This window comes from Faecalibacterium gallinarum (assembly GCF_022180365.1).
GTDB lineage: Bacteria > Bacillota > Clostridia > Oscillospirales > Ruminococcaceae > Faecalibacterium > Faecalibacterium gallinarum.
In genome coordinates this window covers 15,975-41,018 of record NZ_BQKV01000021.1, presented here as the reverse complement: position 1 = coordinate 41,018, position 25,044 = coordinate 15,975, and the positions used below count along the sequence as shown (strand labels likewise).

25 protein-coding genes and 1 riboswitch are annotated in these 25,044 nt (G+C 58.1%); of the genes, 11 read left to right on the top strand and 14 right to left on the bottom strand.

The genetic code is table 11. The features are described from left to right. Window positions 1–3: 3 nt before the first annotated feature. Window positions 4–897, bottom strand: a complete 894-nt coding sequence (locus tag JCM17207_RS02875; RefSeq protein WP_238316168.1) for a DUF6017 domain-containing protein — start codon at window positions 895–897, stop codon at window positions 4–6. A 277-nt stretch (window positions 898–1,174) separates the two neighbouring features. On the opposite strand from JCM17207_RS02875, the gene JCM17207_RS02870 reads away from it, so the two are divergent. Next, window positions 1,175–1,564: a hypothetical protein gene (locus JCM17207_RS02870; RefSeq protein WP_238316167.1), complete on the top strand. Its 390-nt coding sequence runs from the start codon at window positions 1,175–1,177 to the stop codon at window positions 1,562–1,564. Between the two features lie 97 nt (window positions 1,565–1,661). Here the strand turns inward: JCM17207_RS02870 and JCM17207_RS02865 are convergent, their stop codons facing one another. The 8 genes from JCM17207_RS02865 to JCM17207_RS02830 form a co-directional block, all read right to left on the bottom strand. Continuing rightward, window positions 1,662–1,874 (bottom strand): helix-turn-helix domain-containing protein, encoded by a 213-nt coding sequence (locus JCM17207_RS02865; protein ID WP_238316166.1) that lies wholly within the window; start codon window positions 1,872–1,874, stop codon window positions 1,662–1,664. Between the two features lie 409 nt (window positions 1,875–2,283). Continuing rightward, window positions 2,284–2,469 carry a cysteine-rich KTR domain-containing protein gene (locus JCM17207_RS02860; protein WP_238316165.1) on the bottom strand — a complete coding sequence of 62 codons (186 nt, stop codon included), beginning with the start codon at window positions 2,467–2,469 and terminating at the stop codon, window positions 2,284–2,286. A gap of 1 nt (window position 2,470) precedes the next feature. Continuing rightward, the gene (locus tag JCM17207_RS02855) at window positions 2,471–2,893 is read right to left on the bottom strand and encodes a YjdF family protein (RefSeq protein WP_238316164.1); all 423 of its coding nucleotides are present in this window, start codon (window positions 2,891–2,893) and stop codon (window positions 2,471–2,473) included. Then, a complete protein-coding gene (locus JCM17207_RS02850) occupies window positions 2,890–3,444 on the bottom strand; it encodes a PadR family transcriptional regulator (protein ID WP_238316163.1) in 555 nt (184 codons plus the stop codon). The genes JCM17207_RS02855 and JCM17207_RS02850 overlap by 4 nt, the downstream gene beginning before the upstream one ends. A 299-nt stretch (window positions 3,445–3,743) precedes the next feature. Beyond that, window positions 3,744–4,676, bottom strand: a complete 933-nt coding sequence (locus JCM17207_RS02845) for a carbohydrate kinase family protein (protein ID WP_238316162.1) — start codon at window positions 4,674–4,676, stop codon at window positions 3,744–3,746. A 27-nt stretch (window positions 4,677–4,703) separates the two neighbouring features. Further along, a complete protein-coding gene (locus JCM17207_RS02840; protein ID WP_238316161.1) occupies window positions 4,704–5,306 on the bottom strand; it encodes a hypothetical protein in 603 nt (200 codons plus the stop codon). Continuing rightward, window positions 5,299–5,949: a YesL family protein gene (locus JCM17207_RS02835; RefSeq protein WP_238316160.1), complete on the bottom strand. Its 651-nt coding sequence runs from the start codon at window positions 5,947–5,949 to the stop codon at window positions 5,299–5,301. The genes JCM17207_RS02840 and JCM17207_RS02835 overlap by 8 nt, the downstream gene beginning before the upstream one ends. After that, window positions 5,946–7,007, bottom strand: a complete 1,062-nt coding sequence (locus JCM17207_RS02830; protein ID WP_238316159.1) for a LacI family DNA-binding transcriptional regulator — start codon at window positions 7,005–7,007, stop codon at window positions 5,946–5,948. Before JCM17207_RS02830 ends, JCM17207_RS02835 begins: the two co-directional genes overlap by 4 nt. Window positions 7,008–7,397: 390 nt before the next feature. Between JCM17207_RS02830 and JCM17207_RS02825 the strand changes: the two genes are divergently transcribed. The 7 genes from JCM17207_RS02825 to JCM17207_RS02795 all read left to right on the top strand — a co-directional run bounded on the left by JCM17207_RS02825 (window position 7,398) and on the right by JCM17207_RS02795 (window position 15,618). Further along, window positions 7,398–8,270 (top strand): ABC transporter permease, encoded by an 873-nt coding sequence (locus tag JCM17207_RS02825; RefSeq protein WP_373871910.1) that lies wholly within the window; start codon window positions 7,398–7,400, stop codon window positions 8,268–8,270. A 12-nt stretch (window positions 8,271–8,282) separates the two neighbouring features. Next, window positions 8,283–9,194, top strand: a complete 912-nt coding sequence (locus JCM17207_RS02820) for a carbohydrate ABC transporter permease (protein ID WP_238316157.1) — start codon at window positions 8,283–8,285, stop codon at window positions 9,192–9,194. A 44-nt stretch (window positions 9,195–9,238) separates the two neighbouring features. Next, window positions 9,239–10,906: a substrate-binding domain-containing protein gene (locus tag JCM17207_RS02815; RefSeq protein ID WP_238316156.1), complete on the top strand. Its 1,668-nt coding sequence runs from the start codon at window positions 9,239–9,241 to the stop codon at window positions 10,904–10,906. 65 nt (window positions 10,907–10,971) lie between these two features. Then, entirely contained in the window at window positions 10,972–12,450 is a 1,479-nt protein-coding gene (locus JCM17207_RS02810; protein ID WP_238316155.1) for a glycoside hydrolase family 32 protein, read from the top strand. A gap of 387 nt (window positions 12,451–12,837) precedes the next feature. Further along, on the top strand, window positions 12,838–14,106 hold the full coding sequence (locus JCM17207_RS02805) for an ArsB/NhaD family transporter (RefSeq protein WP_238316154.1): 1,269 nt from the start codon (window positions 12,838–12,840) through the stop codon (window positions 14,104–14,106). Between the two features lie 262 nt (window positions 14,107–14,368). After that, entirely contained in the window at window positions 14,369–14,746 is a 378-nt protein-coding gene (locus tag JCM17207_RS02800; protein WP_238316153.1) for a DUF5655 domain-containing protein, read from the top strand. A gap of 305 nt (window positions 14,747–15,051) precedes the next feature. After that, window positions 15,052–15,618 (top strand): GNAT family N-acetyltransferase, encoded by a 567-nt coding sequence (locus tag JCM17207_RS02795; protein ID WP_238316152.1) that lies wholly within the window; start codon window positions 15,052–15,054, stop codon window positions 15,616–15,618. Between the two features lie 223 nt (window positions 15,619–15,841). Here the strand turns inward: JCM17207_RS02795 and thiD are convergent, their stop codons facing one another. The 5 genes from thiD to treR all read right to left on the bottom strand — a co-directional run bounded on the left by thiD (window position 15,842) and on the right by treR (window position 19,885). After that, on the bottom strand, window positions 15,842–16,636 hold the full coding sequence (gene thiD, locus JCM17207_RS02790; RefSeq protein ID WP_238316182.1) for a bifunctional hydroxymethylpyrimidine kinase/phosphomethylpyrimidine kinase: 795 nt from the start codon (window positions 16,634–16,636) through the stop codon (window positions 15,842–15,844). 34 nt (window positions 16,637–16,670) lie between these two features. Further along, window positions 16,671–17,309 carry a thiamine phosphate synthase gene (gene thiE / locus JCM17207_RS02785; RefSeq protein WP_238316151.1) on the bottom strand — a complete coding sequence of 213 codons (639 nt, stop codon included), beginning with the start codon at window positions 17,307–17,309 and terminating at the stop codon, window positions 16,671–16,673. Beyond that, entirely contained in the window at window positions 17,296–18,117 is an 822-nt protein-coding gene (gene thiM, locus JCM17207_RS02780) for a hydroxyethylthiazole kinase (RefSeq protein WP_238316150.1), read from the bottom strand. Before thiM ends, thiE begins: the two co-directional genes overlap by 14 nt. Before the next feature lie 29 nt (window positions 18,118–18,146). After that, the gene (gene thiW / locus JCM17207_RS02775; RefSeq protein WP_238316149.1) at window positions 18,147–18,662 is read right to left on the bottom strand and encodes an energy coupling factor transporter S component ThiW; all 516 of its coding nucleotides are present in this window, start codon (window positions 18,660–18,662) and stop codon (window positions 18,147–18,149) included. 270 nt (window positions 18,663–18,932) lie between these two features. After that, window positions 18,933–19,038: riboswitch (TPP riboswitch) on the bottom strand. A 124-nt stretch (window positions 19,039–19,162) separates the two neighbouring features. Next, complete coding sequence (treR, locus tag JCM17207_RS02770; protein ID WP_238316148.1) at window positions 19,163–19,885, bottom strand: trehalose operon repressor; 723 nt, start codon at window positions 19,883–19,885, stop codon at window positions 19,163–19,165. 208 nt (window positions 19,886–20,093) lie between these two features. Here treR and treP point away from each other — a divergent pair, with 208 nt between their 5' ends. From treP to JCM17207_RS02755, 3 genes are all read left to right on the top strand, one after another. Continuing rightward, the gene (treP, locus tag JCM17207_RS02765; protein ID WP_373871909.1) at window positions 20,094–21,509 is read left to right on the top strand and encodes a PTS system trehalose-specific EIIBC component; all 1,416 of its coding nucleotides are present in this window, start codon (window positions 20,094–20,096) and stop codon (window positions 21,507–21,509) included. Between the two features lie 30 nt (window positions 21,510–21,539). Next, the gene (treC, locus tag JCM17207_RS02760; protein WP_238316147.1) at window positions 21,540–23,174 is read left to right on the top strand and encodes an alpha,alpha-phosphotrehalase; all 1,635 of its coding nucleotides are present in this window, start codon (window positions 21,540–21,542) and stop codon (window positions 23,172–23,174) included. A 351-nt stretch (window positions 23,175–23,525) separates the two neighbouring features. Further along, window positions 23,526–24,908, top strand: coding sequence for an MATE family efflux transporter (locus tag JCM17207_RS02755; RefSeq protein WP_238316146.1), 1,383 nt, complete (start codon window positions 23,526–23,528; stop codon window positions 24,906–24,908). Window positions 24,909–25,044: the final 136 nt, after the last annotated feature.

Sequence of the window (25,044 nt, the reverse complement as noted above, 5' to 3'; positions counted from 1 at the left end):
CTGTCATCTCCTTTCTCCGCTGCCGTACAGATCGTGGTTCACCAGGGACGCATAGTAGCTGTCGATGGTGGCCGGGGCGTTATACAGGGCAGCCAGCAGATATTTCTTGATATTGCGGACATAGGTAGTGTTCTCCCGTATACGGTCCAGCACATACTCGATGTGAGAACTGTTCAGCTTCAGGAACCGGGATTTGACCACCTCCGCCGGATAGTCGTCCCCGGCAATGCGGATCGTCTCCCTGCGGGAGCAGACGGTGTCCACCATGAGCTCCACCAGCTCGTCCAGACGGTCACGGTCCATGCGCTCGTTCTGTACGAGGATGTTATACTCGATGTTCTCCAAAATCAGTTCCCGATAGCTTTCTCGCTCCCGCATCCAGTCCCGTCCGGTCCGGCTACACTCTGCGGGGGTTTGGGGGCTTGATTGGACAGGGTTTGATCCTTCCGTACTTGATGAATCAGTATTTTGTTTTTCAGGATTTCTTTTCTCTTTATTTAATTGCGGCCGGTTTTCCAGACATGGGTTATCCATATCCGGGTTTTCCGTATCTGGACAAGCCGTATCCGGTTCGTCCTCACACGGCTGACCCGTGTCCGGGGGATGGGGCGTCTCGTAGATGACATACTCCACATCCACGATCTTGCCCTTGCTGTCCCGCAGCCGATTGCGGACTATGTACCCGGCCCGCTCCAGCTCCTTCAGGGCGGAACCGATGCTGTCCGTGCCCTCCTTGCAGATTTTCGCAAGCCCCCTGGTGGTATAGTTCCAGTCCTCCGGCAGGGACAGCATCATGGAGAGCAGCCCTTTGGATTTCAGGGACAGGCCAGCGTTGCGCAGGTGGTGGTTGGACATCACCGTGTAGTCACGGGTTTTCTCAATGCGAAATACCGCCATGGTATCACCTCCCTTCGGCGGTTTGAAAAAGTGTTCGTTTTCGGGAAAAAGACAGCCTCTATGCCGACCAGATACCCCGGAGAGGAAAAACTATGGACGGTGGCCTTCCGGCTGATTGTGGAGGGAAAAACATTGGATTTTCGACTCATTTAGGGGCATTTCCAGGCATGAAAAAACGCCATAGGCATTGGCTTATGGCGTCACAATAGGGTGTAATTGAATAGAAAGTAAAATCATGATATGCTTGATATATTATCTGATAATCGGAGGTATGGTTGTGCTAACGGAAATGTTGCTTGTACTTCTTGGTGGTGTGTTGGCTATTGCTGGTGGAGCAATTCAAACTTTCATCACGGCTAAAAGCGCCGCAGCTCAAAAGCATAAAGAAGCTCGTGAAAATGCCTATCTGGGCTATATTGATGCTCTACTCAAAATAAGAGTAGACGATCAATATGGTACGGTAAAAACGCAAGAGTTTTGGAATTCATTTCATAGCATACAGGCCAAACTTAGATTATATGGCAGTGCAGATATAATACATAAAGCCGAAGATTTTGATGGACACCTCTATGAGTGTTGGGAATGTAACGACACTGATGTTGGAAATACGGAAACACTGAAAATGGATTTAATAGCTGCTATGAGGAAAGAACTGAACATTGACTAGTTGAACGCCGTATGGCCCTCTAGACACTGATTGTTAGTACCTCATTTAACAACAATAAAAGCACCATAGGGTTTACAACCTATGGTGCTCCTATCGGTTATTCAGTTTCTTCCTCTGGTTCCTCCATCGCCAGCCAGTCCTCAAACGACTTCCGAGAAATGCGAATCGCATAACCGATACGAATTGTTTTGAACTCTCCGGAGTTTACCAGCCGGTATGCAGTGGATTTTGCAATGCCAAGGATTGCGGCAATATCATCCACGGTATAGGTTCTGTTGCTCGGCAGCTTCTTTTCCTGCGATGTACTCATAATTTTGCCTCCCATTTTTCGTAGGCATTTTGACTATGCCCATCTGATTTTCCTTGTGGCGAAGGGGCTTTCTGCCATCATCCGTGCTAAGAATTTGCTAATTTGACATTCTGAACAGGCCGTAACGAGGCGGCATTTGACGGATTTTTGTGCAGATTGACCAGTAACCACACAATGTCATAGCGAATCAAAAATAATGGGAAGTTATGATGGGTATATCGTACCAAAAGAAACGCCAAACTCCTAAGCGGAAGGCCGCGCGTTCGAATCGCGCCGAGGACGCCAGCGAATCGGCAAGTCTCCTTAAGAGGCTTGCCGATTTTTGTTGATGCGAACAAATGCTCTCCAGCGATCTGTTCTCACTGGGCCCAAAAACAGAGCCGATAACATCTGAGGTTTTCCCTCTGTGTTATCGGCTCTGCGTCTTGACGTCTGGCTCTTGGATAATGGATAGATTTAGCCGCTGTACTGCGATCAAAGTTTCCTGTTTGCACTTGGGGCAATACAGCGGAAAGTTTTCCAGGATTGTATCCTCACGAATCTTCAAGCGTGTTTTGCCGCCGCAAAGGGGGCACAAAACCCATTCTGTCTGCATGTTATCTTCCTCTATGCTTCGCTTTCTTCTTTTCCTGCCGTATGGCAAACTGGCGGTCTTTCTCCGCCTCTTTCTGCTCACGGCTCCTTGTTCTTCGCTCTAGCTTGCTTTGCTCATGCTGGAGTTTTAGCGCCTGCCGCGCCTTTGTACCAATGCCTTTGTCTTGCAGTTGACTTTGAATTTCCCGCTGCACCCGCTTGGGATTCGTTTTTCGTTCCATGGCTGCTTCGGCCTGGATCGGGGGGCTGAATTTCAGCTTGTGCCAATTCCTCAAAAGAAACTCATAGACCTCATAATCTTTGGGCTCAGCGCCAAATGTGATTTTGCATACTTCGTACCTGCCATGTTCGATTCTTTCGTATAGGCCAATCCAAAATGGAGCTTCAAACAGGATGGTCAAGCGGCTCTGCGGAACGGCACTCATTCCTCCGAGAACTTCCTTTCAAAGCTGTCCAGCCACTCCAAAAGAGCACGATAGAGAAGCTGCTGCTGCTCGAAAATCGTTCTCCCCACCAAAGGGATATCTGCAAATTCCCGCGCATACCCCTCGTTCAAAGCAGCCGAGGACTGGATGCTACGGCGCAAGGCCGAAACCAGCTCCAATGCTTCGGCCCTGTCTATCTTGTTCAGGTTGGCAATGACTACATTGAAATCAAAGAGCAGCGGCACCGGGCCGGCCGCACAGGAAGCCATCAACTCCCTAAAATACACCCGGCCCTGGTCGGTAATGGAATAGATTGTCTTATCGGCAAACTTTTCCCCTTTGACAAGATTGCTTTGGAGATAACCTTTTTCGCTCAGCTGGAGAACCTTTCGATAAACAGAGGGCACGCTTATTTTTGTCCAGCGGGAAAGATGGTGGTATTCCACATCCTTTTGAATATCGTAAGCGCTCCGGGGTTTCTCCAACACAATCCCCAATATAACCAAATCGATGGATGACATCCTGATACCTCCGATCTTTACTGTTATCAATAGTACTATTGTCAATAGTAAAAGTCAAGACCTTCTGCCGAAAGGTTGCGGTTTTCTCCGGGTATTGTTCTTTGCATTTTGAGCACCCTCCCCCTCAATTGGAATGTAGCGCATGCAGCGCAGCCTGGCGGGTTCCAATCTCCTGTTCGCATTCAAAGACGCATTCCAAGCGGCGCCAGCTGTACAGAATTCGCGCCCGATCGCCAAAAACAAAACTCCTATGGTTAAACCAAAGCGCGGGCCGCTGGAATCTTTTCCGGCGGCCCGCGCTTTGTTCTTTTGTCTGATTAAAAATTTTGTCAGCCTTCCACTTCTTCCAGCGAGGGCATGGCGGGGATGGCGCCGTGGCGGCTGGTGGTGATGCTGGCGGCCTTGTTGGCGAAGGCCAGAATCTTTTCCAGGCGTTCCACCGTCAGGGCGGCGAGATCCTCCCTGCACAGCTGGGACAGGGCCGCCCCAAAGAAGGTATCGCCGGCGCCGTTGGTGTCTCCCACCTTGCAGGGAACGCCCGCCACATGGCCGGTTTTCTCTCCCATCCGGTAGAAAACGCCGTCCGGGCCCAGGGTGACGAAGATCAGCCCGATTCCCTGTTTGGTCAGCTGGGCGGTGCCCGCTTCGCAGTCGGTGGTGCCGGTCAGGAGGGGCAGCTCCTCATCGGAGACTTTCAGGATATCCACCAGTTCCAGAGGGGCCTTCATCTGGGCGGCAGCGGTGTCGGGGTCGGGCCAGAGATTGGCCCGGTAGTTGGGGTCGTAGGTAATGGTGGCTCCCAGAGCCTTGGCCCGGCGTACCGCATCCAGAGTCGCGCTGCGGGAGGGGTCTGCCGTCAGGCTCACCGAGCCAAAATGGACCATCTTTGCCCCCTGCAATGCCGCGTCGGGGATCTCCTCCGCTGCCAGCATCACGTCGGCGTTGGCCTTGCGGTAGAAACTGAAATCCCGCTCCCCCGCCGCGTCCACCGAGACCACCGCCATGGTGGTGGGGTGGGACGGGTCGGTCACCACGCTGGAAATGTCCACCTTGTTTTCTGCCAGAACCTCGGTCAGATAGCGGCCAAACGCGTCCGCTCCCACCTTGCCGATAAAGGCAGTTTTTGCCCCCAGCTTTGCCGCAGCCACCGCCAGGTTGGCCGGAGCCCCGCCGGGATTGGCTGCAAACTGGGGAATCCCCTGCCCGTCTTTGCCGGTCTGGGTCAGGTCGATCAAGATTTCACCGATTGCCAAAATGTCCATTGTGCTCTCCCTTTCTATTCTGTCTGTTCAGGACTGAATCAAATATTCTATGTATTCCTTCGCCCGTTCCGGGTGGGGTGCGTTGCCCAGCACCCCCAGGTATACGGCCTGTGAAAAGCCGGCCTCCTGGATCAGGCGTGCGTCCGAAAGTTCCACCCACTGCCCCGAATAAGCCGGGTCCAGCTGGGAAAGATCCATCAAATGCCCCTGGGCGGCAAAGGCGTCCCGCGCCTCGGCGTCCATCAGAACTACATCCAGCTGCTGGGCGGCAATGGCCGCCATAATCCGCATTTCAGAGGCATAGACGTATTCCTGGTCCGCCCCTTCGCTCTCCGAGAGGAGCAGCCCGGAATAGAGATAGACCTGTTGTTTTTCGGTCAAGCCCTGCTGCTCTGCAAAGCCCTCGATGAGCTGATATGTCAAATCGCTGCCCGTTGCCAGATTGACCAGGGCCAGATAGAGCACATCCTCTTTTTTGGTGGCCTGACGATAAGCCACATACCCCACGATATAGGCCAGCACCAGTACCAGAACAATGGGCAGCTTATAGTAGGTCCAGATGTGTTCCAGCCGTTTTTTCCCGTGGAGCCGGCGCAGGGTCTCCCAGTTTTTCCTCGCCTGGTCATTCATGCTGGGTTTCCTCCTCCGGGGGCTGGCCGTCGGGGTCGCCGCCGCAGGCGTGGACCACATTCACCAGCAAAAACGAGCAGAGCATGGCGCAGCAGCCAAACCCCAAAAGGAACGCCGGGGTAAACAGATAGACCACGATCCAGCCCATCAGGAAGTAGATGCCCGCCATCACCAGGGTACAGACCAGGTACCGCAGCCCCACCAGCAGGGAGGCTTTGAGGATGCCGAAGGTGGTATTCTCGAACCGGGCCAGCAGCGGGAAGGCGTACAGCAGCACGATGGCGTAGACAATCGCCGCCGCGATCAGCAAAGCCGCAATCAGAGTCCAGAAAACATTCTGGCTCCACAGGTGCAGAAGGATGTAGCCATCCACCCCCAGAAACACCCCCACCCCCAGCAGGATCAGCCAGAGTTTGGTGGCGGGCTTGAAATTCTGGCGGAAGGCCCGGAAGAACATCCGGGTCAGGCCATCGTCCCGATCCTCGGCCATCTTGAGGGTGACATAAAACAGGGCCGTGGTGGAGGCCCCCACCGTGACAATGGGCAGGCTGCACACTAGCCAGAGAATGTTCAGGTAGGCGCTGTAGGTCATCTTGGTGATAAAGGCCAGCAGCGGCCGGTCAGGGTTGAACCAGTTGTTCATACTTTCGCCTCGTGATCTCCCGTAGATTCCCTCAGAATCAGATTGGTCTCGGTGTACACCGTCCGGTAATTCAGGGAGGGCTCCTTGATCCGGGTCATCAGCAGATCGGCGGCGGTAAAGCCCATGATCTGCCCGTGGATGTGAATCGAGGTCAGCTTGGGGGTCATGAAAGAAGCCTCCTGGCTGTCGTCAAAACCGCAGAGCCAGACATCCTCCGGCACCGAGTGTCCCATCGACCGCAGGGCCCGGGTCACATCCATGGCCGAAAAGTCGTTGGAACAGACGATGACCTCGGGGAGTTTGTCAAAGGAATGGAGCTTCCGTTTCACCATTCGATCGTATTCGCCCTCTTTGGCGCTCTCCAGGATGGAGTATTTCAGGTTATCCCCCAGGCCCAGCCACTCCATGGCTTCCTTATAAGCGATATACCGCTCATAAAAAGACTGGCAGTGCCAGATATCCCCCACATAGGCGATCCGCTTTTTGCCCCGCTGGACCATCATCTGGACAAAGTTCTGGATCTCCACCCGGTTATCCATGTACAGCCGGTCGGCTTTCAGCTGGGGCTTGAGGGTGGTCACCGGGGTGTCCACAAACAGCAGCGGGATCCCCTGGCCGCAGAGCATCTGGGCGTAGTCGTAGTCGAACACCTCAAAGCAGATGATTCCCGCCGTCCGCTCCTTATCAAAGGAAGCTGGAAGGCTGCGGGCCGTGAGCTCCGCCGGGGAAATTCGATGGATGGTCAGGCAGTAGTGCAGGTGATGGATCTCGGACTGGAACCGGTCCAGCATCATGGACGAGAAATGAGAGTTGCTGAGAAAGCAGGTGGTCAGCATTGCAATCTCCCGTTTGCCGTCCGGGTGGGGCGGCTCTTTGGGTTCTTCCTGGAACAGGGGCAGATAGGCAAACTGCTTATACCCCATCTCCGCCGCTTTGCGCAGAATCTTTTCCCGGGTGGCGTCCGCCAGGGTGCCGGTGTTGTTGATCGCTTTGGCCACCGTGTTGCGCGACAGCTGCAGCTCGTTGGCAATATCCTGTATGGTGACCTTGCCAGCCATGGGTTCCTCCTTTGCGTTCTATCTATTATAAGAAAGGTATTTCTGATTGTTAGTATAATGCAAACCCTCGGATTAGTCAAATGTAAAATCGCAAAATACGCATTTGCACAAATGCACACTTTTTTATTTGTGCATCCAGACAGTTTCACAGAAAATTCCTTGGATGCATGAAAAATATCATTGACATTCACTAGGGAACATGGTATAAAGGTGCTGTCAGAGGTTTACATTTGCACACTACACTTGAGAGATTACACACTTGTTTGTGCAAACGCAAACCAAAAATGTAACAAATAAAACTGAAAGGGAGGAACCGAACACATGAAAGCGAAAGCGTCCGGGTCAGTTGCGGTATCTGCCAGCCGGCGAATGCACAACACATGCGTTTATATGGCGCGTCACTGGCAGCTGTATCTGATCTTTATCCTGCCGGCCGTGGTGTTGACCCTGATCTTCAAGTACATCCCCATGGGCGGCGTCCTGATCGCCTTCCAGAACTACAACCCCTTCCGGGGGGTTCTGGGCAGCGAGTGGGTCGGGTTTGAGCATTTCCAGCGCTTTATGTCCTCGCCGGACTTCCAGCGCTACCTGATGAACACCCTGAAGCTGAGCGTCTACGGCCTGCTGTGGGGTTTCCCCATCCCCATCATCCTGGCGTTCCTGCTCAACCGCATCGAGAGCAAGAAGATCAAGCAGAAGATCCAGCTGGTGCTGTATATGCCCAACTTCATCTCGGTGATCGTCCTCTGCGGTATGGTCCGGGTGCTGCTGTCGGTCACCGGCCCGGTGAACGGCCTGTTTGACACCAGCATCAACTTCATGACCATGCCGGAAGCCTTCCGCCCCATTTACATCATCAGCGGCATCTGGCAGGGCGCCGGCTGGGCTTCCATCATGTACACCGCCTCCCTCTCCAACGCCAGCAAAGACCTGAAAGAAGCCGCCATGATCGACGGCGCCAACCTCTTCCAGCAGATCATGACGGTGGAGTGGCCCGCCATCAAGGACATGGTGGTGATCCAGTTCATCCTCCAGGCCGGCAACATCATGAGCATCGGCTTCGAAAAGGCCTACGCCCTCCAGACCGACCTGAACCTGCAGACCTCTGAGATCATCGCCACCTATGTGTACAAGAAGGGCCTGCTGGACGGCGATTACAGTTTCTCCACCGCCGTCGGCCTGTTCAACACCGTCATAAACGTCATCCTATTGATTGCCGTCAACAAAATCGTCGCCAAGATGAACGACGGCAAGGGATTGTAAGGAGGCAGCGCCATGGCAGCGAAAACCAAAAAGAGCGGCAGGCTCGCAATCTATACCCGCCAGGACAAAGCCATCCTCTTCGTGGGATATGTCCTGCTGGCCCTGTTCGTGGTGGCCATCATCGTCCCGGTGGTGTACATCGTCATCGCATCCTTTATGGACCCCGTCACCCTCCAGAACAAGGGCATCACCTTTGATTTCAGCAAATGGACCCTGACCGCCTACGAACGGGTGGCCACCGATGCACAAATCTGGACCGGCTTCAAAAACGCGGTTCTCTACTCGGTGCTCTTCACCATCATCTCGGTGACGGTGACCATGCTGGCCGCCTACCCCATGTCCCTGTCGGACTTCAAGGGCAAGGCCATCTTCAACACTCTGTTCGTCATCACCATGTTCTTCGGCGGCGGCCTGATCCCCACCTACCTGCTGATCAACAATATGGGCCTTTTGGACTCCATGTGGGCGGTCATCCTGCCCGGCGCGTTCAGCGTCTGGAATATGATCATCGCCCGCACCTACTACCAGGGCATCCCCCGGGAGCTGCGGGAGGCCTCGGACGTGGACGGCGCCAGCGAGATGACCTTCTTCTTCAAGATTCTGCTTCCCATCTGCATGCCGGTGGTGGCGGTGCTGGCCCTGTGGCAGTTCGTCGCCATGTGGAACAGCTACTTTGACGCCATGATCTACCTGAACGATACCGCCAAACAGCCTTTGCAGCTGGTGCTCCGCTCCATCCTGATCCAGAGCCAGCCCGAGTCCGGCATGATCGCCGACATCCAGAGCACCGCCGAGCGTGCCCAGCTGGCCGAGCTGCTCAAGTACGCCACCATCATCATCTCCAGCCTGCCCCTGATCGTCATGTATCCTTTCTTCCAGAAGTATTTCGACGCCGGCATCATGGCCGGTTCCATCAAAGGCTAATCCACACACCTGCCACAACCAGAAAAAGAAAAGGAGAATCCCCCATGAAAAAGCTGATTTCCCGCCGCAATTTCCTCAAAGCTTGTGCCGTCACCGGTTCCGCCCTGGCCCTGACCGCCTGCGGCGGCGGCAGCAGCGCCGACGACAAGGCCGCTGCCGCCGTAGTGGTGGATGGCCCCGTGGACTTCCCCCTGGCCGAGACCGTCACCCTGACCGGCACCACCAGCTACCCCGCCGGCAGCGAGTCCGAGCCCAACAACCGCACCATCTTCAAGCGGCTGGAAGAAGCCACCAACGTCCACATCGAATGGACTGCCATCCAGTCCGACCAGTGGGGCGACAAGATCACCCTGACCATGTCCAACCCCAAGACCCTGACCGACTTCATCTTCAGCGCCGACTTCTCGGACAGCAACCTGCTCCGCTATGCCGACCAGGGGGTCATCATCGCCCTGGAGGACTACATCGACAACAACATGCCCAACCTGAAGGCTGTTTTTGACAAGTACCCCGAGTACCGCACCATGTGCACCGACATCGAGGGCCACATCTGGGGTCTGCCCTGGATCGAGCAGCTGGGCGCCAACAAAACCGCCATCCAGACGGTGGGCAACATGAGCTTCATCAACACCAAGTGGCTGAACTTCCTGGGTCTGTCCATGCCCACCACCGTGGATGAGTTCGAGCAGGTGCTGATGGCTTTCCGGGACAACGCCGCCGCCCTCCAGAGCGAGTTCGGCATTGAGGGCAGCATCATCCCCATGTCCTGCATCGTCAACGACGGCGACCAGGACCCCGGCATCCTGATCAACGGCTTCGGCGAGGGCTACGGCGACATGGACAAGGGCCGCCACATCGCCGTTACCAACGACCGCAAGGTCATCTGCGCCGCCACCCAGGAGGGCTTCAAGAAGGGTGTGGAGTGGCTGCACCAGCTGTATGCCGAGGGCCTGATCGACCCCGAGTGCTTCACCCAGGAGTGGTCCACCTACGTTTCCAAGGGCAAAGCCGGCCGTTACGGCGTCTGCTTCAGCTGGGACGTGGCCAACGTGGACAACCTGACCGACTGGGAGCCGCTGCCCGCCCTGACCGCCGACGTCACCAACATCACCCCGCAGAACGGCTCCTTCACCAGCGGTTTCAACCGCGGCCGCTGCGTCGTCACCGCCAAGGCCGCCAACCCCGCCCTGGTCTGCGCCTGGCTGGACCAGATGTACGATCCCATGCAGTCTCCCCAGAACAACTGGGGCACCTACGGCGAGGAGGACGAGTTCGATATCTTTGAGATGTCCACCAACGCCGACGGCGAGCCCATGCTCAAGCACGCACCTCTGGGCGATGCTTCCCCCGTGGAGGTCCGCGAGGCCGAGTGCGTCGGCGGCCCCCTGGCTGTGCTGGATGAGTACTACGACGTCTACGTCACCTGCCCCGACGACGCACAGTACCGTCTGGACTGGATCGAGCAGATCTACACCCCCGACATGAACAACGACTACGTCTACCCCAACGTGTTCATGAGCATCGAGGACACCACCCAGGTCTCCAACCTGGAGGCCGATATCTCCACCTACATCAACACCTGCAAGGCAGACTGGATCATGAACGGCATGGCCAGCGGCAGCTGGGAGGAGTACCTCTCCAAACTGGAGGCCTACGGCCTGTCCGATTACCTGGCGATCATGCAGAAGTATCTGGACGCCTACCACGCCTAATTCCCCCGCCAATACTTCCGGCGCGGCAAACCCCGGCCGGGAAGAATCTTCGATAGGAGACTGCTATGGACAGCACGATCTTACAAAAAGCCCGCGCCTATGAAGCGGAGCAGGGCGCGGCCATCCCTGCCGGCCAGCGCCCCGCCTACCATCTGACCCCCTATGTGGGATGGATGAACGACCCCAACGGCTTCTCTTTCTACCAGGGACAGTATCACTTGTTCTACCAATACTACCCCTACGACACCGTTTGGGGCCCGATGCACTGGGGCCACGCGGTCAGCCGGGACTTGCTCCACTGGGAGTACCTGCCGGCGGCCCTGGCGCCCGACGCTCCCTGCGACCAGAACGGCTGCTTCTCCGGTTCGGCGGCCCAGCTGCCCGACGGCCGCCAGCTGCTGATGTACACCGGCGTTGTCTGGGAAAAGCAGCCGGACGGCAAAACCCGGGACATCCAGACCCAGTGTGTGGCGGTGGGCGACGGCCTCAACTACGAGAAGCTGCCCCAGAACCCGGTCCTCACCGCCCGGGATCTGCCCGAAGGGTTCAGCCGGTTCGACTTCCGGGACCCCAAAATCTGGCAGGAGCCGGATGGGAGCTACTCGGCGGTTGCCGTAGGCCAAAGCGAAACCGAGGGCGGCGCGGCCCTGCTGTTCCATAGCCCCGACGGGTTCCGTTGGGAGTACACCTCCCTGCTGGACGCCAGCCGCGGCGAGTACGGGGTCATGTGGGAGTGCCCCGACTTCTTTGAGCTGGACGGCAAACAGATCCTGATGGCGGGCCCCATGGAAATGCAGGTCCGGGACGAATACCACAACGGCCACTGTGTCATCGCCCTGATGGGCAGCTACGACTCCGAGACCCACCGGTTCACCCGGGAGAAGGTCCAGCTGATGGACGAGGGGATCGACTTCTACGCCACCCAGACCACTCTGGCCCCCGACGGCCGCCGGATCATGACCGCCTGGATGCAGTCCTGGGCAGCCTCCGGGGCCAAGCCCCAGGGCTGCCGGTGGTTCGGCCAGACCATCTGCCCCCGGGAGCTCCACCTTAAAGACGGCCGCCTCTACCAGACCCCCGTCCGGGAGCTGGACGCCGCCCATGGCCCGAAGGTCCGGCACGAAAACGCCCTGATCGAGGGCGAAACCCAGCTGGAGGGCATCGGCGGACGGGTGATCGACCTGACCGCCGAGATCACTCCCGAGGAAAACTGCCACGCTGTCACCCTGAAACTGGCGGCAGACGAAAAACACTTCACCACCCTTACTTATGAGCCCCGCAGCGCAAAACTCACACTGGACCGCACCTACGCCGGCGGGCTGTACCAGGACATCGTCCACACCCGCAGCTGCAAAATCCGCACCCCGGGTAAGACCCTGAAGCTCCGGGTTCTGCTGGACTACAATAGCGTGGAGGTCTTTATCAACGAGGGCGAGCAGACCATGACTGCCTGCATCTACACCCCGAGGGATGCCGAGGGCATCCTCTTTGAAGCCGACGGCAAAGCCCGGGTCACTGTGGAGCAGTACACTCTCAATCTCTAAGTTTCCTGTTATCTTCTTCTCTTTCATTCCAACATGAACAAACCCCCGCTCCGGCGTTTTGGCAGAGCGGGGGTTTGTTCTGCATCCGGCCCACTGTACTGCCGGGAGCGTGCGGCGCGTAGGTTATACAAGAGATCCGCGCCCAAACTTTGCCGGCGGGAAGATTGACTTTTTTCCTGAAACATGCTATAAAGGTTTAATTTGGAATCAGCAGCCTGTCGGGCGATTTTCTTGTTTTTGCGCGTTTCGCCGCACAAGCCCGGAACGGACAGGCACCCAGACCAAGGGGAGGTGGATAGCACAGACATTTGTTGCGCCGCTGGGCGCCCAAATCCTGTCACAAACCAACAGATGCGGCTGCTCCGGCCGCCGCCAAGGAGAAAAACAATGATTTATGCACTGATCCTTTTTGCCATAACCTATGTGCTGATGTTGGCGTTCAGCAAATACCGGCCGGTGATTGCGCTGTGTTCGGCGGTGGTGTTCATGGTCAGCGGGATGCTCCCCGCCGACCAGATTTTCAGTTCCATCGACTTCAACGTCATCATGATGATCGCGGGCACCATGGGCCTGGTCCAGCTGTTCATTGACAGCCGGATGCCCGCCCGGCTGGCGGATCTGGTCATGGAGCGGGTGGGCACCGTCCAGGCCGCCGCCGTGGCTCTGGCCCTCTTTGCCGGGATTATTTCGGCTTTCGTGGACAACGTAGCCACCGTCCTGATGGTGGCCCCCGTGGCTCTGGAGATCTGCCGCAAGCTCAAGACAAACCCCGTGCCCTTCATCATCGGCATTGCGGTCTCCTCCAACCTCCAGGGCGCAGCCACCCTGGTGGGCGACACCACCGCCATCATGCTGGGTTCCTACGCCGACATGAGCTTCCTGGATTTCTTCTTCTACAAGGGCAAGCCGGGCATGTTCTTCGCGGTGGAGCTGGGCGCCCTGATCTCGGCGGCCATCCTGGCCTTTATCTTCCGCAAGGAAAAGGGCCGGATCGAGCGCAACTCCACCCCCACCCCGGTGAACGATTACGTTCCCAGTTTCCTTCTGCTGGGCACCATCGTTCTGCTGATTGCGGCTTCCTTCATCCCCGAGAAGCCCTCCATCACCAACGGTCTGATCTGCCTGACCCTGCTGGCCATCGGTCTTGTCTACAACTTCTTTAAAAAGAAGAATCTGGACGCCATCACCGGCCCCCTCAAGGCCATCGACTTTGAGACCATCGGCATCCTGGTGGGTCTGTTCCTCATCATCGGCGGCATCAGTAATATGGGCGTCATCGACGCGGCGGCAAATCTTTTGGCTCATCTGGGCGGCGGCAACGTCTTTATCCTCTACACCATCATTGTCTGGGCCTCGGTGCTGATCTCGGCCTTCATTGACAACATCCCCTACACCGCCACCATGCTGCCAGTGGTTACCGGTCTGGCGGCCAATCTGGGCATCGACCCCACCCTGTTCTACTTCGGTCTTCTGTCCGGCGCGACCCTGGGCGGCAACATCACCCCCATCGGCGCTTCCGCCAACATCACCGGCATCGGCATCCTGCGGAAAGAGGGCTACGAAGTCAAGACCAGCGATTTCCCCCGGATCGGCATCCCCTTCACCCTGGCAGCCGTCATCCCCGCCTACATCTACCTCTGGGTCTTCTTCCATTGATTCAACCGCGAGATACATTTTCAACCGCGAGATACCTTTGGCGGAAACCGGAAAGCAGAAGCCGCGAAGGGTTAGCCGTGAAACGCCTTTGGTAAAGCCGTTAGGGCGCCGAAGGCGGGATGCGGCTGTAAATCCGAACAAACAGAGTCATCTTCTTAGGGTCCTCTCCCCTGCACCGGGGAGGGGACTCTTTTTATATCTTGCGTTTTCTCGCTTTTTGTGCTATAAGAAAACCAATCCAGGCGAAGGGACGGTGAACTCCATGGACACAGATACTTTGTTATTCTTCGACCAGCAGCCGGCGGCGCTCCCCCTCTACGAGGCGCTGGAAGCCCGCATCCTGGCCGAGATCCAGCCGGTGCGGATCAAGGCCCAGAAAAGCCAGATTTCCTTTTACAACCGGCACCTGTTCGGCTGTGTATCCTTCCTGCGGGTGAAAAAGAAAAAGGAGCTGCCCGACCCTTACCTTGTCGTCACCTTTGGGCTGGAACATCCGGTGGAGTCCCCCCGGATCGCTGTGGCCACCGAACCCTACCCCAACCGCTGGACCCATCACCTAATCCTCTCCCGCCCTGAGGAAGTGGACGACGAGCTGATGGCCTGGCTGAAAGAGGCCGCCGATTTTTCCGCCCAGAAATAACCGGGCTTTGAGAACTCGTTTTGCTCTTACGCTATAAACGCGACACAAATTTTCCCTGCTTCTGCTCAAGGCAGGGACTCATTAAAGCCATGAAGAAGTCTTTTTACTTTGTGATGAATCAGAATTCCATCAAGCCGGTTCCTGCCAAGCGGTTCAATAAGTGGCAGCGAGTCAGGCTTACATTGTCGTACCCTTTTCCCTGCGGCGGCTGAACGGCGCCGTTTTGGATAAGTTTGACGCACAGTGGGGGCCATTTGATAGCAAATGGCCCCCACTGGTTTTTTTATTTTAAAGGAGGAAACATCATGAATCAGGAAATTGACATCACCGGGGTGATTCTGCACACCCCGCGGCTGACTCTCCGCCCCTGGCGGGAGGAAGATCTGGAGGATTTTTACGCCTACGCCCGGGTAGACGGCGTGGGTCAGATGGCCGGCTGGCTGCCCCACAAGGACCGGGACGAATCCCGGACCATTCTGGAACTGTTTATCCGGGAGAAAAAGACCTTCGCCCTGGAATACAGGGGCCGGGTGGTGGGCTCTTTGGGGGTGGAACGGTACGAAGAAGCCGACTTCCCCGAGCTGGCGCCCTATAAAGGGCGGGAGATTGGTTATGTGCTGGCCAAGGACTGCTGGGGCCAGGGGCTGATGCCCGAGGCGGTGGCCGCCGTGGTAGAGTATCTCTTCGGCCAGGCGGGACTGGATTTTATTCTGGTCGGGCACATGGACTTTAACACCCGGTCGGCCCGGGTGATCGAGAAATCCGGGTTCCGGTATTGCAAGACCACCCAATACGAAACCCGCTATAACACCACCGAAAACAGCCTGATGTACATCCGCTGGAACCCGGCGCGGGAAAAGATTTCTGAATAAAAAAGACGGAGGCTTTTTACAAGCCTCCGTCTTTTTTATTCGCTTTTTCGGCCGCGAGATACCTTTTGCGGAAACCGGCAGGCCCATGCCGCGCTGGTTCACAACTGCAAAACCAACCTCAGGAAAAGTCCTCTGCAATATTTGCCCCATAATCGCGACACCGACTAACCCTCTTACACCTAAGGTATCTCGCGGTTAAAAACCGCGACACGGGCTTAACCTCTTACACCCAGGGTATCTCGCGGTCGAACAAATGGCACATGGGGCCGCGGCCATGGCCCAGATCCAGCATGGCGGCCAGCGCCCCCGAGAGGTATTCTTTGGCCCGGGCCACCGATTCCTCCAGGGTATACCCTTTGGCCAGGTTGGACGCAATGGCCGAGGAGAGAGTGCAGCCGGTTCCGTGGGTGTTGGGGTTATCGATCCGCTTGCCGTAGAACCACTTGGGCCCTGCCGCCGACCAGAGCAGGTCGTTGGCGTCGTTGATGGCGTGCCCGCCCTTCAGCAGGACGGCGCAGCCCAGCGCCTGGTGGATGGTCTCGGCCGCCGCCAGCATCTCCGCTTCCGACCCAATCTTCTGCCCCGAGAGTACCTCGGCTTCCGGGATGTTGGGGGTGGCTACGGTGGCCAGGGGCAGCAGCTGTTCTTTCAGGGCGGTTACAGCGTCGGTCTCAATCAGAGCCGAGCCGCTGGTGGCCACCATTACCGGGTCCACCACGATGTTCTCCGCCTTCCAGAACCGCAGCCGCTGGGCGATCACCTCCACCAACGCCGCCGAGGACACCATCCCGATCTTGACGGCATCGGGGCGGATATCCTCGAACACCACGTCGATCTGCTGGGCCAGAAACTCGGGGGTCACCTCCTGGATGGCCGTCACTCCCAGGGTGTTCTGGGCCGTCAGGGCGGTGATGGCGCTCATCCCGAACACCCCGTTCACCGTCATGGTTTTCAGGTCCGCCTGGATGCCTGCGCCGCCGCTGGAATCGCTGCCCGCAATGGTCAGGGCTGTTTTCAACTTCATTTGTCACTCTCTCCTTTGGGTGATGGATTTATTCTGCCAGCTGGCTGGACAGGGCCGCCAGACGAGCGGCGGCTGCCCCGGGGTCCTCGGCACCGAAGATGGCCGAAACCACGGCCACCCCGTCCACGCCGCTGCCCTTCAGCTGGAGGATATTCTGTTCCGAGATTCCCCCGATGGCCACGGTGGGCACCTCCACCGCCCGGCAGATGGCCTCCAGGGTGGCCCGGGGCATGGCCTCGGCGTCCGCCTTGGTGGAAGTGGTGAACACCGCCCCCAGGCCCAGGTAATCGGCCCCGGCGCGGACGGCGGCCAGCGCCTCCTCCACCGTGTGGGCCGAGACCCCCAGGATCATCTCGGGGCCGATCTTCTGCCGGACATCGGCGGCAGCCATGTCCTCCTGGCCCACATGGACCCCGTCCGCCCCGCTGGCCAGGGCGATCTCCACCTCGTCGTTGACGATGAAGGGCACCCCATACCGGTGGCAGAGGTCTGCCATCTCTTTGGCCTCGGCCAGGAAAGCCGCCTTGTCCAGATGCTTTTCCCGCAGCTGGACGCAGGTAACGCCGTTTTGGAGGGCGGCTTCCACCTGCTGAGCCAGGGTCATCTTGCCCACCCAGGCCCGGTCGGTAACGGCATAGAGCCGCATCATCTGTTTATCGCACTTCATAGTTTGCTCCTTCCTCCAGCTGCTGGAGGGTCAGGTTATAGACCGCGTCCAGAATGTAATTGCGGTAGCTGGCGTTGCCGTCCGCCGGGGTCATCCGGGTCCAGGCGATCTCCCCGCACAGCCCCATGGCGCAGACCGCCGCGGCCGCCGCCCGCAGGGGCTGGTCGGGGTTGGCGGTGACAAAGGCCGCCGTCAGGGCCGACAGCTGGCAGCCCGTGCCGGTGATCCGGCTCATCTCAGGCCGGCCGTTCCGGATGCAGTAGGCGGTCTCGCCGTCGGTGACAACATCAATGGCCCCAGTGATGGCCGTCACCGCACCGGCGGCTTTGGCGAAGGACTTGGCAAAGGCCACTGCCTCCCCCAGGTTTTCCTCGGTGACCCGGTCGGCCAGATCGGCGTCCACCCCTTTGGTGGCGGCGCTGGCTCCGGACAGGGCCTTAATCTCCGAGATGTTGCCCCGGATTACGGTGAACTTTACTTCCTCCACCAGCCGCCGGGCCGTATCGGTGCGGAGGGCCGAGGCCCCCGCCCCCACAGGGTCCAGCACCACCGGATGGCCCAGGGCATTGGACCGCTTGCCGGCGGCGATCATGGCCGGGATGGTCCGGTGGTTCAGGGTACCGATGTTGATGTTCAGCCCGCCGCAGATCGAGGTGATCTCCTCCACCTCGGCCAGGTCGTCGGCCATGATGGGGCTGCCCCCGCAGGCCAGCAGGATATTGGCGCAGTCGTTGACGGTGACGTAGTTGGTGATGTTATGGATGAGGGGGGATTTCTCCCGCACGTTTTGCAGCATTTCCTGAAACATGGGTTTGACCTCTTTTCTCCCTTGGGGTTTTATCGGGTCCGGGCCTGCAAACGGGGCAGGGCGCCGGTTTTCTGGAGCGAGTAGAGCAGCACCCCGGAGAGCACCGCGCCGCCGGCGGTGGAAACCAGGAAGGGCACTACATAGGCATAGAAAGCGATCTGCCCGGCACTCTGGCCCATAAAGAGGATGGCCATGGGATAGGCGCAGAGCCCGCCCAGAATCGCGGTGCCGAACACCTCGGCGACGAGGGCCGAGGCCAGGGTTTTAAATTTGGCGTAGGCCAGCCCGCACAGAAGGGCCCCCACCATGCTGCCCGGGAAGGCCAGCAGGCTGCCCAGCCCCAACAGGTTGCGGATCAGGCTGGCGGCAAAGGCCACCGCCACCCCGTACCAGGGGCCAAGAAAGACCGCGCAGAGGATGTTGACCATGTGCTGCACCGGCGCGCATTTGCTGCCGAACACCGGGAACGAGAAGACGCTCCCCACCACCGCCAGGGCGCAGAGCACCCCCGCCAGAGCCAGTTTTTGGACGTTTGTCTTTTTCATAAGAATTCTCCTTTTTGAAAGCAATCTGAGAAACGGCGACAGCGCGGCGCTTCCCATCCCGAAAGAATCGGGCAGGCATACCCCTGCCCGGAAGGCCGGTCGAAGCTCACTGGCTTCCTCTCACGCCGGAACACGGCTTCCCATCGCTGTTATACAAGACAGAAGGCGCTCCCCTTTGTCCGCCACGGCCCGGCCGTGGATGCCGTCTGCTCACATCCTCCCTCCGAAAAATTCCAACAAAAAAGGCGCCCTGATCCGGGCGCCCAAAGAAAACCATCCAAATTATTTTCCTACGTTGGCATTATCCAAATCAGGTCTATGGGTCGAAGGGCATACCTTCCTCTCAGCCTGTCTGCAAGCTCCCCGTCTTATTTTGTTCTGCCGGTCTCCCGGCGTCAGAGACAGTATACACCCGTTTTCGACATCTGGCAAGCGGCCAAAAAATCAGACGCCCCCGCAAGGTGTACAAAACCTTTGCGGGGGCGCTGTTTTGCGCTTTCTTACTTTTTGCGGGTGGCAGTGTCCTGGAAGCAGAAGTAATCCGGCTGGTGGCGGGAGCGGGTATACTCAAACATCAAACCGTCGGAATTAAAGGTGTGGTTGGTGATGACGGCCACGCAGTCGTAGCCGTTCAGATCCAACCGCTGCTCATCCCGGATGGTGGCCCGCTCCACCGTCATCTTCCGCTTGCTGGTGACGATCTGCATCCCCAGCTCATTTTCAATGTACTCGTAGATGGACCGGGCCGCGATCTCCGGTGTTAACCCCGGCATAAACTCTTTGAGGAAATAGTTCACGTCCAGAATCAGGGCTTTGCCGTCCAGATAGCGCACCCGCTCCACGGCCCACAGCTCGTCCCCCGGGGCAAAACCGCTCTCCCGGGCGAACTTCTCGTCCGCCACCACCGTCTCGAACCGGGTCACCTTGGTGACGGCATGGAGGTGGTTCCGCCGGGCTGTCTCCTGAAAGGTCTCGATCCCCCCGATGATAAAGGTTGTCTTGCCCACCGGCTGGTAGATCACCCGCACCCCCTTGCCCTGAATGGGCTGGATGTACCCCTCGTCGGACAGCTCCGCCAGGGCCCGGCGGACCGTGTTGCGGGAACAGCCATACTCGGCGATCAGGGTATTCTCAGAGGGCAGCAGGGACTGATACGGGTAGTCCTGGGCCTCGATCTTCTGTTTGATGCTGCGGTAGATCCCCTCAAATTTTGCTTTTGGCATAGTGCGCCCCCAACTTGTTTAAACATTGGTTTCAGTATACCGTGAAAGCGTCCAAATTACAAGGGTCCCATTTGTGATAAGAGCCAAAAACACAGCGTTTCGTCACAATTTTCCGCCCGGGCCTTGACTTGTTTAAACAAGCAGAGTATACTCATTCTTGCAAAGAGAACTTGTTTAAACAAGTTAAATTTTAAAGGAGGATTCTATCATGGGCAAATACCAACAGGACGCCAAGCTGCTGCTGGAGTATGTGGGCGGCAAAGAGAACATCGTGGCGGTGTCGCACTGCGTCACCCGGATGCGGTTCGTCCTCAACGACCCGGCCAAGGCAGATGTGGCCAAGATCGAAACCCTGAAATCCGCCAAGGGCACTTTCACCCAGGCGGGGCAGTTCCAGGTGATCATCGGCAACACGGTGCAGGAATTCTACAACGATTTCACCGCCGTGTCCGGTCTGGAAGGCGTCTCCAAAGAGGCGGTCAAGAGCGCCGCCAAGCAGAACCAGACCACCGCCCAGCGGATCATGAGCGCCCTGGCCGAGATTTTCGCGCCCCTGATCCCCGCCATCATCACCGGCGGTCTGATCCTGGGTTTCCGCAACTGCATCGACAGCTTGTATTTGTTCGAGAACGGCACCAAGACCCTCTGCGACATCAGCCAGTTCTGGGCCGGCATCGACAGCTTTTTGTGGCTGATCGGTGAGGCGGTGTTCCACATGCTGCCGGTGGGCATCTGCTGGTCGGTCACCAAGAAGATGGGCACCACCCAGATCCTGGGCATCGTCCTGGGCCTGACTCTAGTTTCGGGTCAGCTGCTCAACGCCTACTCGGTGGCCACCACCGCCGCGGCAGACATTCCCTACTGGGATTTCGGCTTCTTTAAGGTCAACATGATCGGCTACCAGGCCCAGGTGATCCCCGCCATCCTGGCCGCTTTCACCCTAGTGTACCTGGAGAAATTCTTCCGCAAGATCTGCCCCGCCGTGGTCTCCATGATCTTTGTCCCCTTCTGCAGCCTGCTGCTCTCGGTGATCGCCGCCCACTTTGTGCTGGGCCCCATCGGCTGGAAGATCGGTTCCGTCATCTCCTCGGTGGTCTACGCGGGCATCTCGGGTTCCTTCCGTGTGGTATTCGGCGCCATCTTCGGCTTTGTCTATGCTCCTCTGGTCATCACCGGCCTGCACCATATGTCCAACGCCATTGACATGCAGTTGATCGCCGACTTCGGCGGCACCATGCTCTGGCCCATGATCGCCCTCTCCAACATTGCCCAGGGTTCCGCCGTTCTGGGCGTGATCTACCTCCAGCGCAAGAACGCCCCCGCCCAGGAGGTCAACATCCCCGCCTGCATCTCCTGCTATCTTGGCGTCACCGAGCCCGCCATCTTCGGCGTCAACCTGAAACTGAACTTCCCCTTCCTTTGCGGCATGATCGGCTCGGCTGTGGCCGGCGCCTTCTGTGTGGCTACCTCCACCACCGCCAACGCCATCGGCGTGGGCGGCCTGCCCGGCATCCTCTCCATCCAGCCCCAGTACATGCTCACCTTCGCCATCAGCATGGTGATCGCCATTGTGATCCCCTTTGTGCTGACCGTTATCATGGGCAAGAAAAAGCAGGTGTCTTAATCCCCATACCAAGAGAAAGAGGTTTTCCACATGGCAGAATTTAAAAACAAAGTCATCTATCAGATCTACCCCAAGTCCTTCTGCGACTCCAACGGCGACGGGCTGGGAGATCTGCGGGGGGTCACCTCCAAGCTGGACTATCTGGCCGAGCTGGGGGTCAGCTGCCTCTGGCTCACCCCCTTCTTCCCCTCGCCCCAGCGGGACAACGGCTACGATGTGGCCGACTACCGGGCGGTAGACCCCCGGTTCGGCACCATGGCCGACCTGGAAGAGCTGATCCGGGAGGCGGATAAACGGGGCATCGGGCTGATGCTGGACATGGTGTTCAACCACACCTCCACCGAGCATGCGTGGTTCCAGCGGGCCCTGGCCGGGGAGAAGAAATACCAGGATTACTACATCTTCAAAGAGGGCAGTCCCGACAAAGCCCCCACCAACTGGGTGTCCAAGTTCGGCGGCCCGGCCTGGGAGTATCTGCCCGCCCTGGGCAAATGGTATCTCCATCTCTTCGACGTGAGCCAGGCCGACCTGAACTGGGAGAACCCCGAGGTCCGGGCCGAGCTGGCGGACATCCTCCGGTTCTGGAAGGCAAAGGGCATCCAGGGGTTCCGGTTCGACGTGGTGAACCTGATCTCGAAACCCGCCGTCTATGAGGACGACCACCAGGGCGACGGCCGCCGGTTCTACACCGACGGGCCCAAGGTCCACCAGTATTTGCAGGAGCTGGCAGCCGCCGGGGGGATCGAAGGGATGATCACGGTGGGCGAGATGTCCTCCACCTCCCTGGAGAACTGCATCGGCTACACCGCCCCTGACCGGCACGAGCTGTCCATGTGCTTCAACTTCCATCACCTGAAGGTGGACTACAAGAACGGGGACAAATGGGCCCTGATGCCCCCCGATCGGATGGCCCTGAAAAAGCTGTTCACCCTCTGGCAGGAGGGGATGCAGGCCGGGGGCGGCTGGAACGCCCTCTTCTGGTGCAACCACGACCAGCCCCGGGCGGTGAGCCGGTTCGGCGACGACAAAACCTACTGGGCCGAGAGCGCCAAGATGCTGGGGGCCGCCATCCACCTGATGCGGGGCACCCCCTACATCTACCAGGGCGAGGAGATCGGCATGACCAACGCGGGCTTTGGCTCCATTGAGCAGTACCGGGATGTGGAGAGTTTGAACTATTACCAGATTCTCCAGCAGCAGGGCAAGACCCCCGCCGAGGCCCTGGAAATTCTGGCCGCCCGCAGCCGGGACAACGGCCGCACCCCTATGCAGTGGGATGGCAGCGAGAATGCAGGCTTCACCACCGGCACCCCCTGGATCGGCCTGCCCGAGAACTATACCCACATCAACGCCGCGGCCCAGACCGGGGACCCGGATTCCATCTTCGCCTTCTATAAACAGCTGGTGGCTCTGCGGAAAGAAAAACCGGTCATCAGCCAAGGGAACATCGAATTCCTCTATCCCGACGACCCGGACCTTTTGGCCTACCGCCGGTTCGACGGGGAGAGCGAGCTGCTGGTCCTCTGCAACCTGACCGGGAAGGCAGCCTCCCTCCCCCTGCCCGAGGGCTGGGCCGGCGCGGCCCGGCTGCTGGGCAACTACCCCGCCCTCGCTGGGGTGCCCGCCGCCCTGCGCCCCTACGAGTGCCTGGTGCTGGAGCGGTAAGCCGTTTTTCTTAGAGATTCTCTTCTCCTTCATAACCCCCAAAGGTTCCCTCAAGCCTTTGGGGGGATTTTATTTACATCTCGATATATTTTAACTAAATTATACAAACTGCAAATACGACCAGCCGCAGATGGCAGCTTGTTTTATAATATTCCGTCGAATTATTACAGAAAGTTCTTTTTCGGTATATGCTGTATCCAAATCTATTCCCTTTGATTTTAAGATAATTTCATCTTTTGAGGGCCGCCGGGGACGTTCCGTTTCTGGCGATGATGTGCTATAATACATCTTCGTTTCGGGGCGAAAAAAGATCCAGCGCCGCCCCGCTGTAAAGGGAGGAACGTATCTTTTATGCGTAAAGATCTGACAAACGGCAGCCCCATGCGCCTGATTCTGGGCTTTGCGGTGCCGATGCTGCTGGGCCTTTTGTTCCAGCAATTCTACAACCTGGTGGACACCGTCATTGTGGGCAAGCTGCTGGGGGCCTCGGCTCTGGCGGCCGTGGGCTCCACCGGCGCCATCAACTTTCTGGTGTTGGGCTTCTGCACCGGGCTGTGCAGCGGTTTCTCCATTCCGGTGGCCCAGAAGGTGGGCGCCAATGAGATGTCGGCCATGCGGCAGTTTGTAGCCAACTCCGCCTACCTGTCCGTATTCTCGGCGGCCATCATGACCACCGCCACCGCCCTGGGCTGTGCGGGGATTCTGCGGATGATGCAGACCCCGGCGGATATCTTTGACGACGCCTATATCTACATCCTGGTGATCTTCCTGGGCATCCCGGCCACCTTTTTGTATAACCTTTTGGCGGGCATCATCCGGGCCCTGGGAGACAGCAAAACCCCGGTGTATTTCCTGGCGCTCTCCTCGGGGTTAAACATCTTTTTGGATCTGGCCCTGATCCTCTGGTTTGACATGGGGGTGGCAGGGGCCGCCGTGGCCACCGTGGTCTCCCAGGCGATTTCCGGCCTGGCGTGCCTTGTCTTTATGTACAAAAAATACCCGGTGCTGCGGATCAGCCGGGAGGAACGGAAACTGGATTTCCGGCTCTGCGGGCACCTGTTCTACATCGGCCTGCCCATGGGTCTGCAATACTCGGTGACCGCCATCGGCTCCATCCTGCTGCAATCGGCGGTCAACACCCTGGGCAGCCTCAGCGTGGCGGCCATCGCCGCCGGGAGCAAGATGTTCCAGCTGCTCTGCTGCCCCTTCGACGCCATGGGCGGCACCATGGCGGTCTACTGCGGCCAGAACGTGGGCGCCAACAAGCTGGACCGTCTGAACAAGGGTCTTTGGGCCTGCTCGGCCCTGGGGGCGGGCTACTCGGTGATCGCCCTGGTGGCCATGGTCCTCTTTGCGCCCCAGTGTGCCATGCTCTTTTTGGACCCGGCGGAGCCCGCTCTGGCCCAGCTGGTCCAGTTGACCACCGAATACATCGTGATCCAGTCGGTCTTCTTCTTCCCCTTGGCCCTGGTGAACATCCTGCGGTTCTCTATTCAGGGCATGGGCTTCAGCGTCTTTGCCATCTCGGCGGGCGTTTTGGAGATGATCGGCCGCGGCTCGGTGGCCCTCTGGCTGGTGCCCATGTTCGGCTACACGGCGGCCTGCTACGCTGCCCCGGTGGCCTGGATTATGGCGGACCTCTTCCTGATCCCGGCCAGCGCCCGCTGCATCCGGGTTCTCCGCCGGACCCACGCCAGCCACACCCAGGCTCTGGCCTCCAGCCCCAACACCTGATCCCCAAAAAAGAGCTGCTGCACAACTTTCGTTTTGCAGCAATTCTTTTTCTTTTTGATTAAAGGAAAAACATAAAAGACCACAAAAACCAATCTTTTAAATGTGCAGTTGAAAAACATTTTAAATGGCGGTATGA

Bases quoted from the DNA above. Each gene is read 5' to 3' on its own strand.
- JCM17207_RS02795 (WP_238316152.1), top strand. From the start codon at position 15,052: ATGAATCAGGAAATTGACATCACCGGGGTGATTCTGCACACCCCGCGG.
- thiW (WP_238316149.1), bottom strand. From the start codon at position 18,662: ATGAAAAAGACAAACGTCCAAAAACTGGCTCTGGCGGGGGTGCTCTGC.
- treP (WP_373871909.1), top strand. From the start codon at position 20,094: ATGGGCAAATACCAACAGGACGCCAAGCTGCTGCTGGAGTATGTGGGC.
- JCM17207_RS02810 (WP_238316155.1), top strand. From the start codon at position 10,972: ATGGACAGCACGATCTTACAAAAAGCCCGCGCCTATGAAGCGGAGCAG.
- JCM17207_RS02835 (WP_238316160.1), bottom strand. From the start codon at position 5,949: ATGAACAACTGGTTCAACCCTGACCGGCCGCTGCTGGCCTTTATCACC.
- JCM17207_RS02830 (WP_238316159.1), bottom strand. From the start codon at position 7,007: ATGGCTGGCAAGGTCACCATACAGGATATTGCCAACGAGCTGCAGCTG.
- treC (WP_238316147.1), top strand. From the start codon at position 21,540: ATGGCAGAATTTAAAAACAAAGTCATCTATCAGATCTACCCCAAGTCC.
- treR (WP_238316148.1), bottom strand. From the start codon at position 19,885: ATGCCAAAAGCAAAATTTGAGGGGATCTACCGCAGCATCAAACAGAAG.
- JCM17207_RS02755 (WP_238316146.1), top strand. From the start codon at position 23,526: ATGCGTAAAGATCTGACAAACGGCAGCCCCATGCGCCTGATTCTGGGC.
- JCM17207_RS02800 (WP_238316153.1), top strand. From the start codon at position 14,369: ATGGACACAGATACTTTGTTATTCTTCGACCAGCAGCCGGCGGCGCTC.
- thiM (WP_238316150.1), bottom strand. From the start codon at position 18,117: ATGTTTCAGGAAATGCTGCAAAACGTGCGGGAGAAATCCCCCCTCATC.
- JCM17207_RS02865 (WP_238316166.1), bottom strand. From the start codon at position 1,874: ATGAGTACATCGCAGGAAAAGAAGCTGCCGAGCAACAGAACCTATACC.
- JCM17207_RS02875 (WP_238316168.1), bottom strand. From the start codon at position 897: ATGGCGGTATTTCGCATTGAGAAAACCCGTGACTACACGGTGATGTCC.
- JCM17207_RS02815 (WP_238316156.1), top strand. From the start codon at position 9,239: ATGAAAAAGCTGATTTCCCGCCGCAATTTCCTCAAAGCTTGTGCCGTC.
- thiE (WP_238316151.1), bottom strand. From the start codon at position 17,309: ATGAAGTGCGATAAACAGATGATGCGGCTCTATGCCGTTACCGACCGG.
- JCM17207_RS02825 (WP_373871910.1), top strand. From the start codon at position 7,398: ATGGCGCGTCACTGGCAGCTGTATCTGATCTTTATCCTGCCGGCCGTG.
- JCM17207_RS02845 (WP_238316162.1), bottom strand. From the start codon at position 4,676: ATGGACATTTTGGCAATCGGTGAAATCTTGATCGACCTGACCCAGACC.
- JCM17207_RS02860 (WP_238316165.1), bottom strand. From the start codon at position 2,469: ATGCAGACAGAATGGGTTTTGTGCCCCCTTTGCGGCGGCAAAACACGC.
- JCM17207_RS02840 (WP_238316161.1), bottom strand. From the start codon at position 5,306: ATGAATGACCAGGCGAGGAAAAACTGGGAGACCCTGCGCCGGCTCCAC.
- JCM17207_RS02820 (WP_238316157.1), top strand. From the start codon at position 8,283: ATGGCAGCGAAAACCAAAAAGAGCGGCAGGCTCGCAATCTATACCCGC.
- JCM17207_RS02855 (WP_238316164.1), bottom strand. From the start codon at position 2,893: ATGAGTGCCGTTCCGCAGAGCCGCTTGACCATCCTGTTTGAAGCTCCA.
- JCM17207_RS02805 (WP_238316154.1), top strand. From the start codon at position 12,838: ATGATTTATGCACTGATCCTTTTTGCCATAACCTATGTGCTGATGTTG.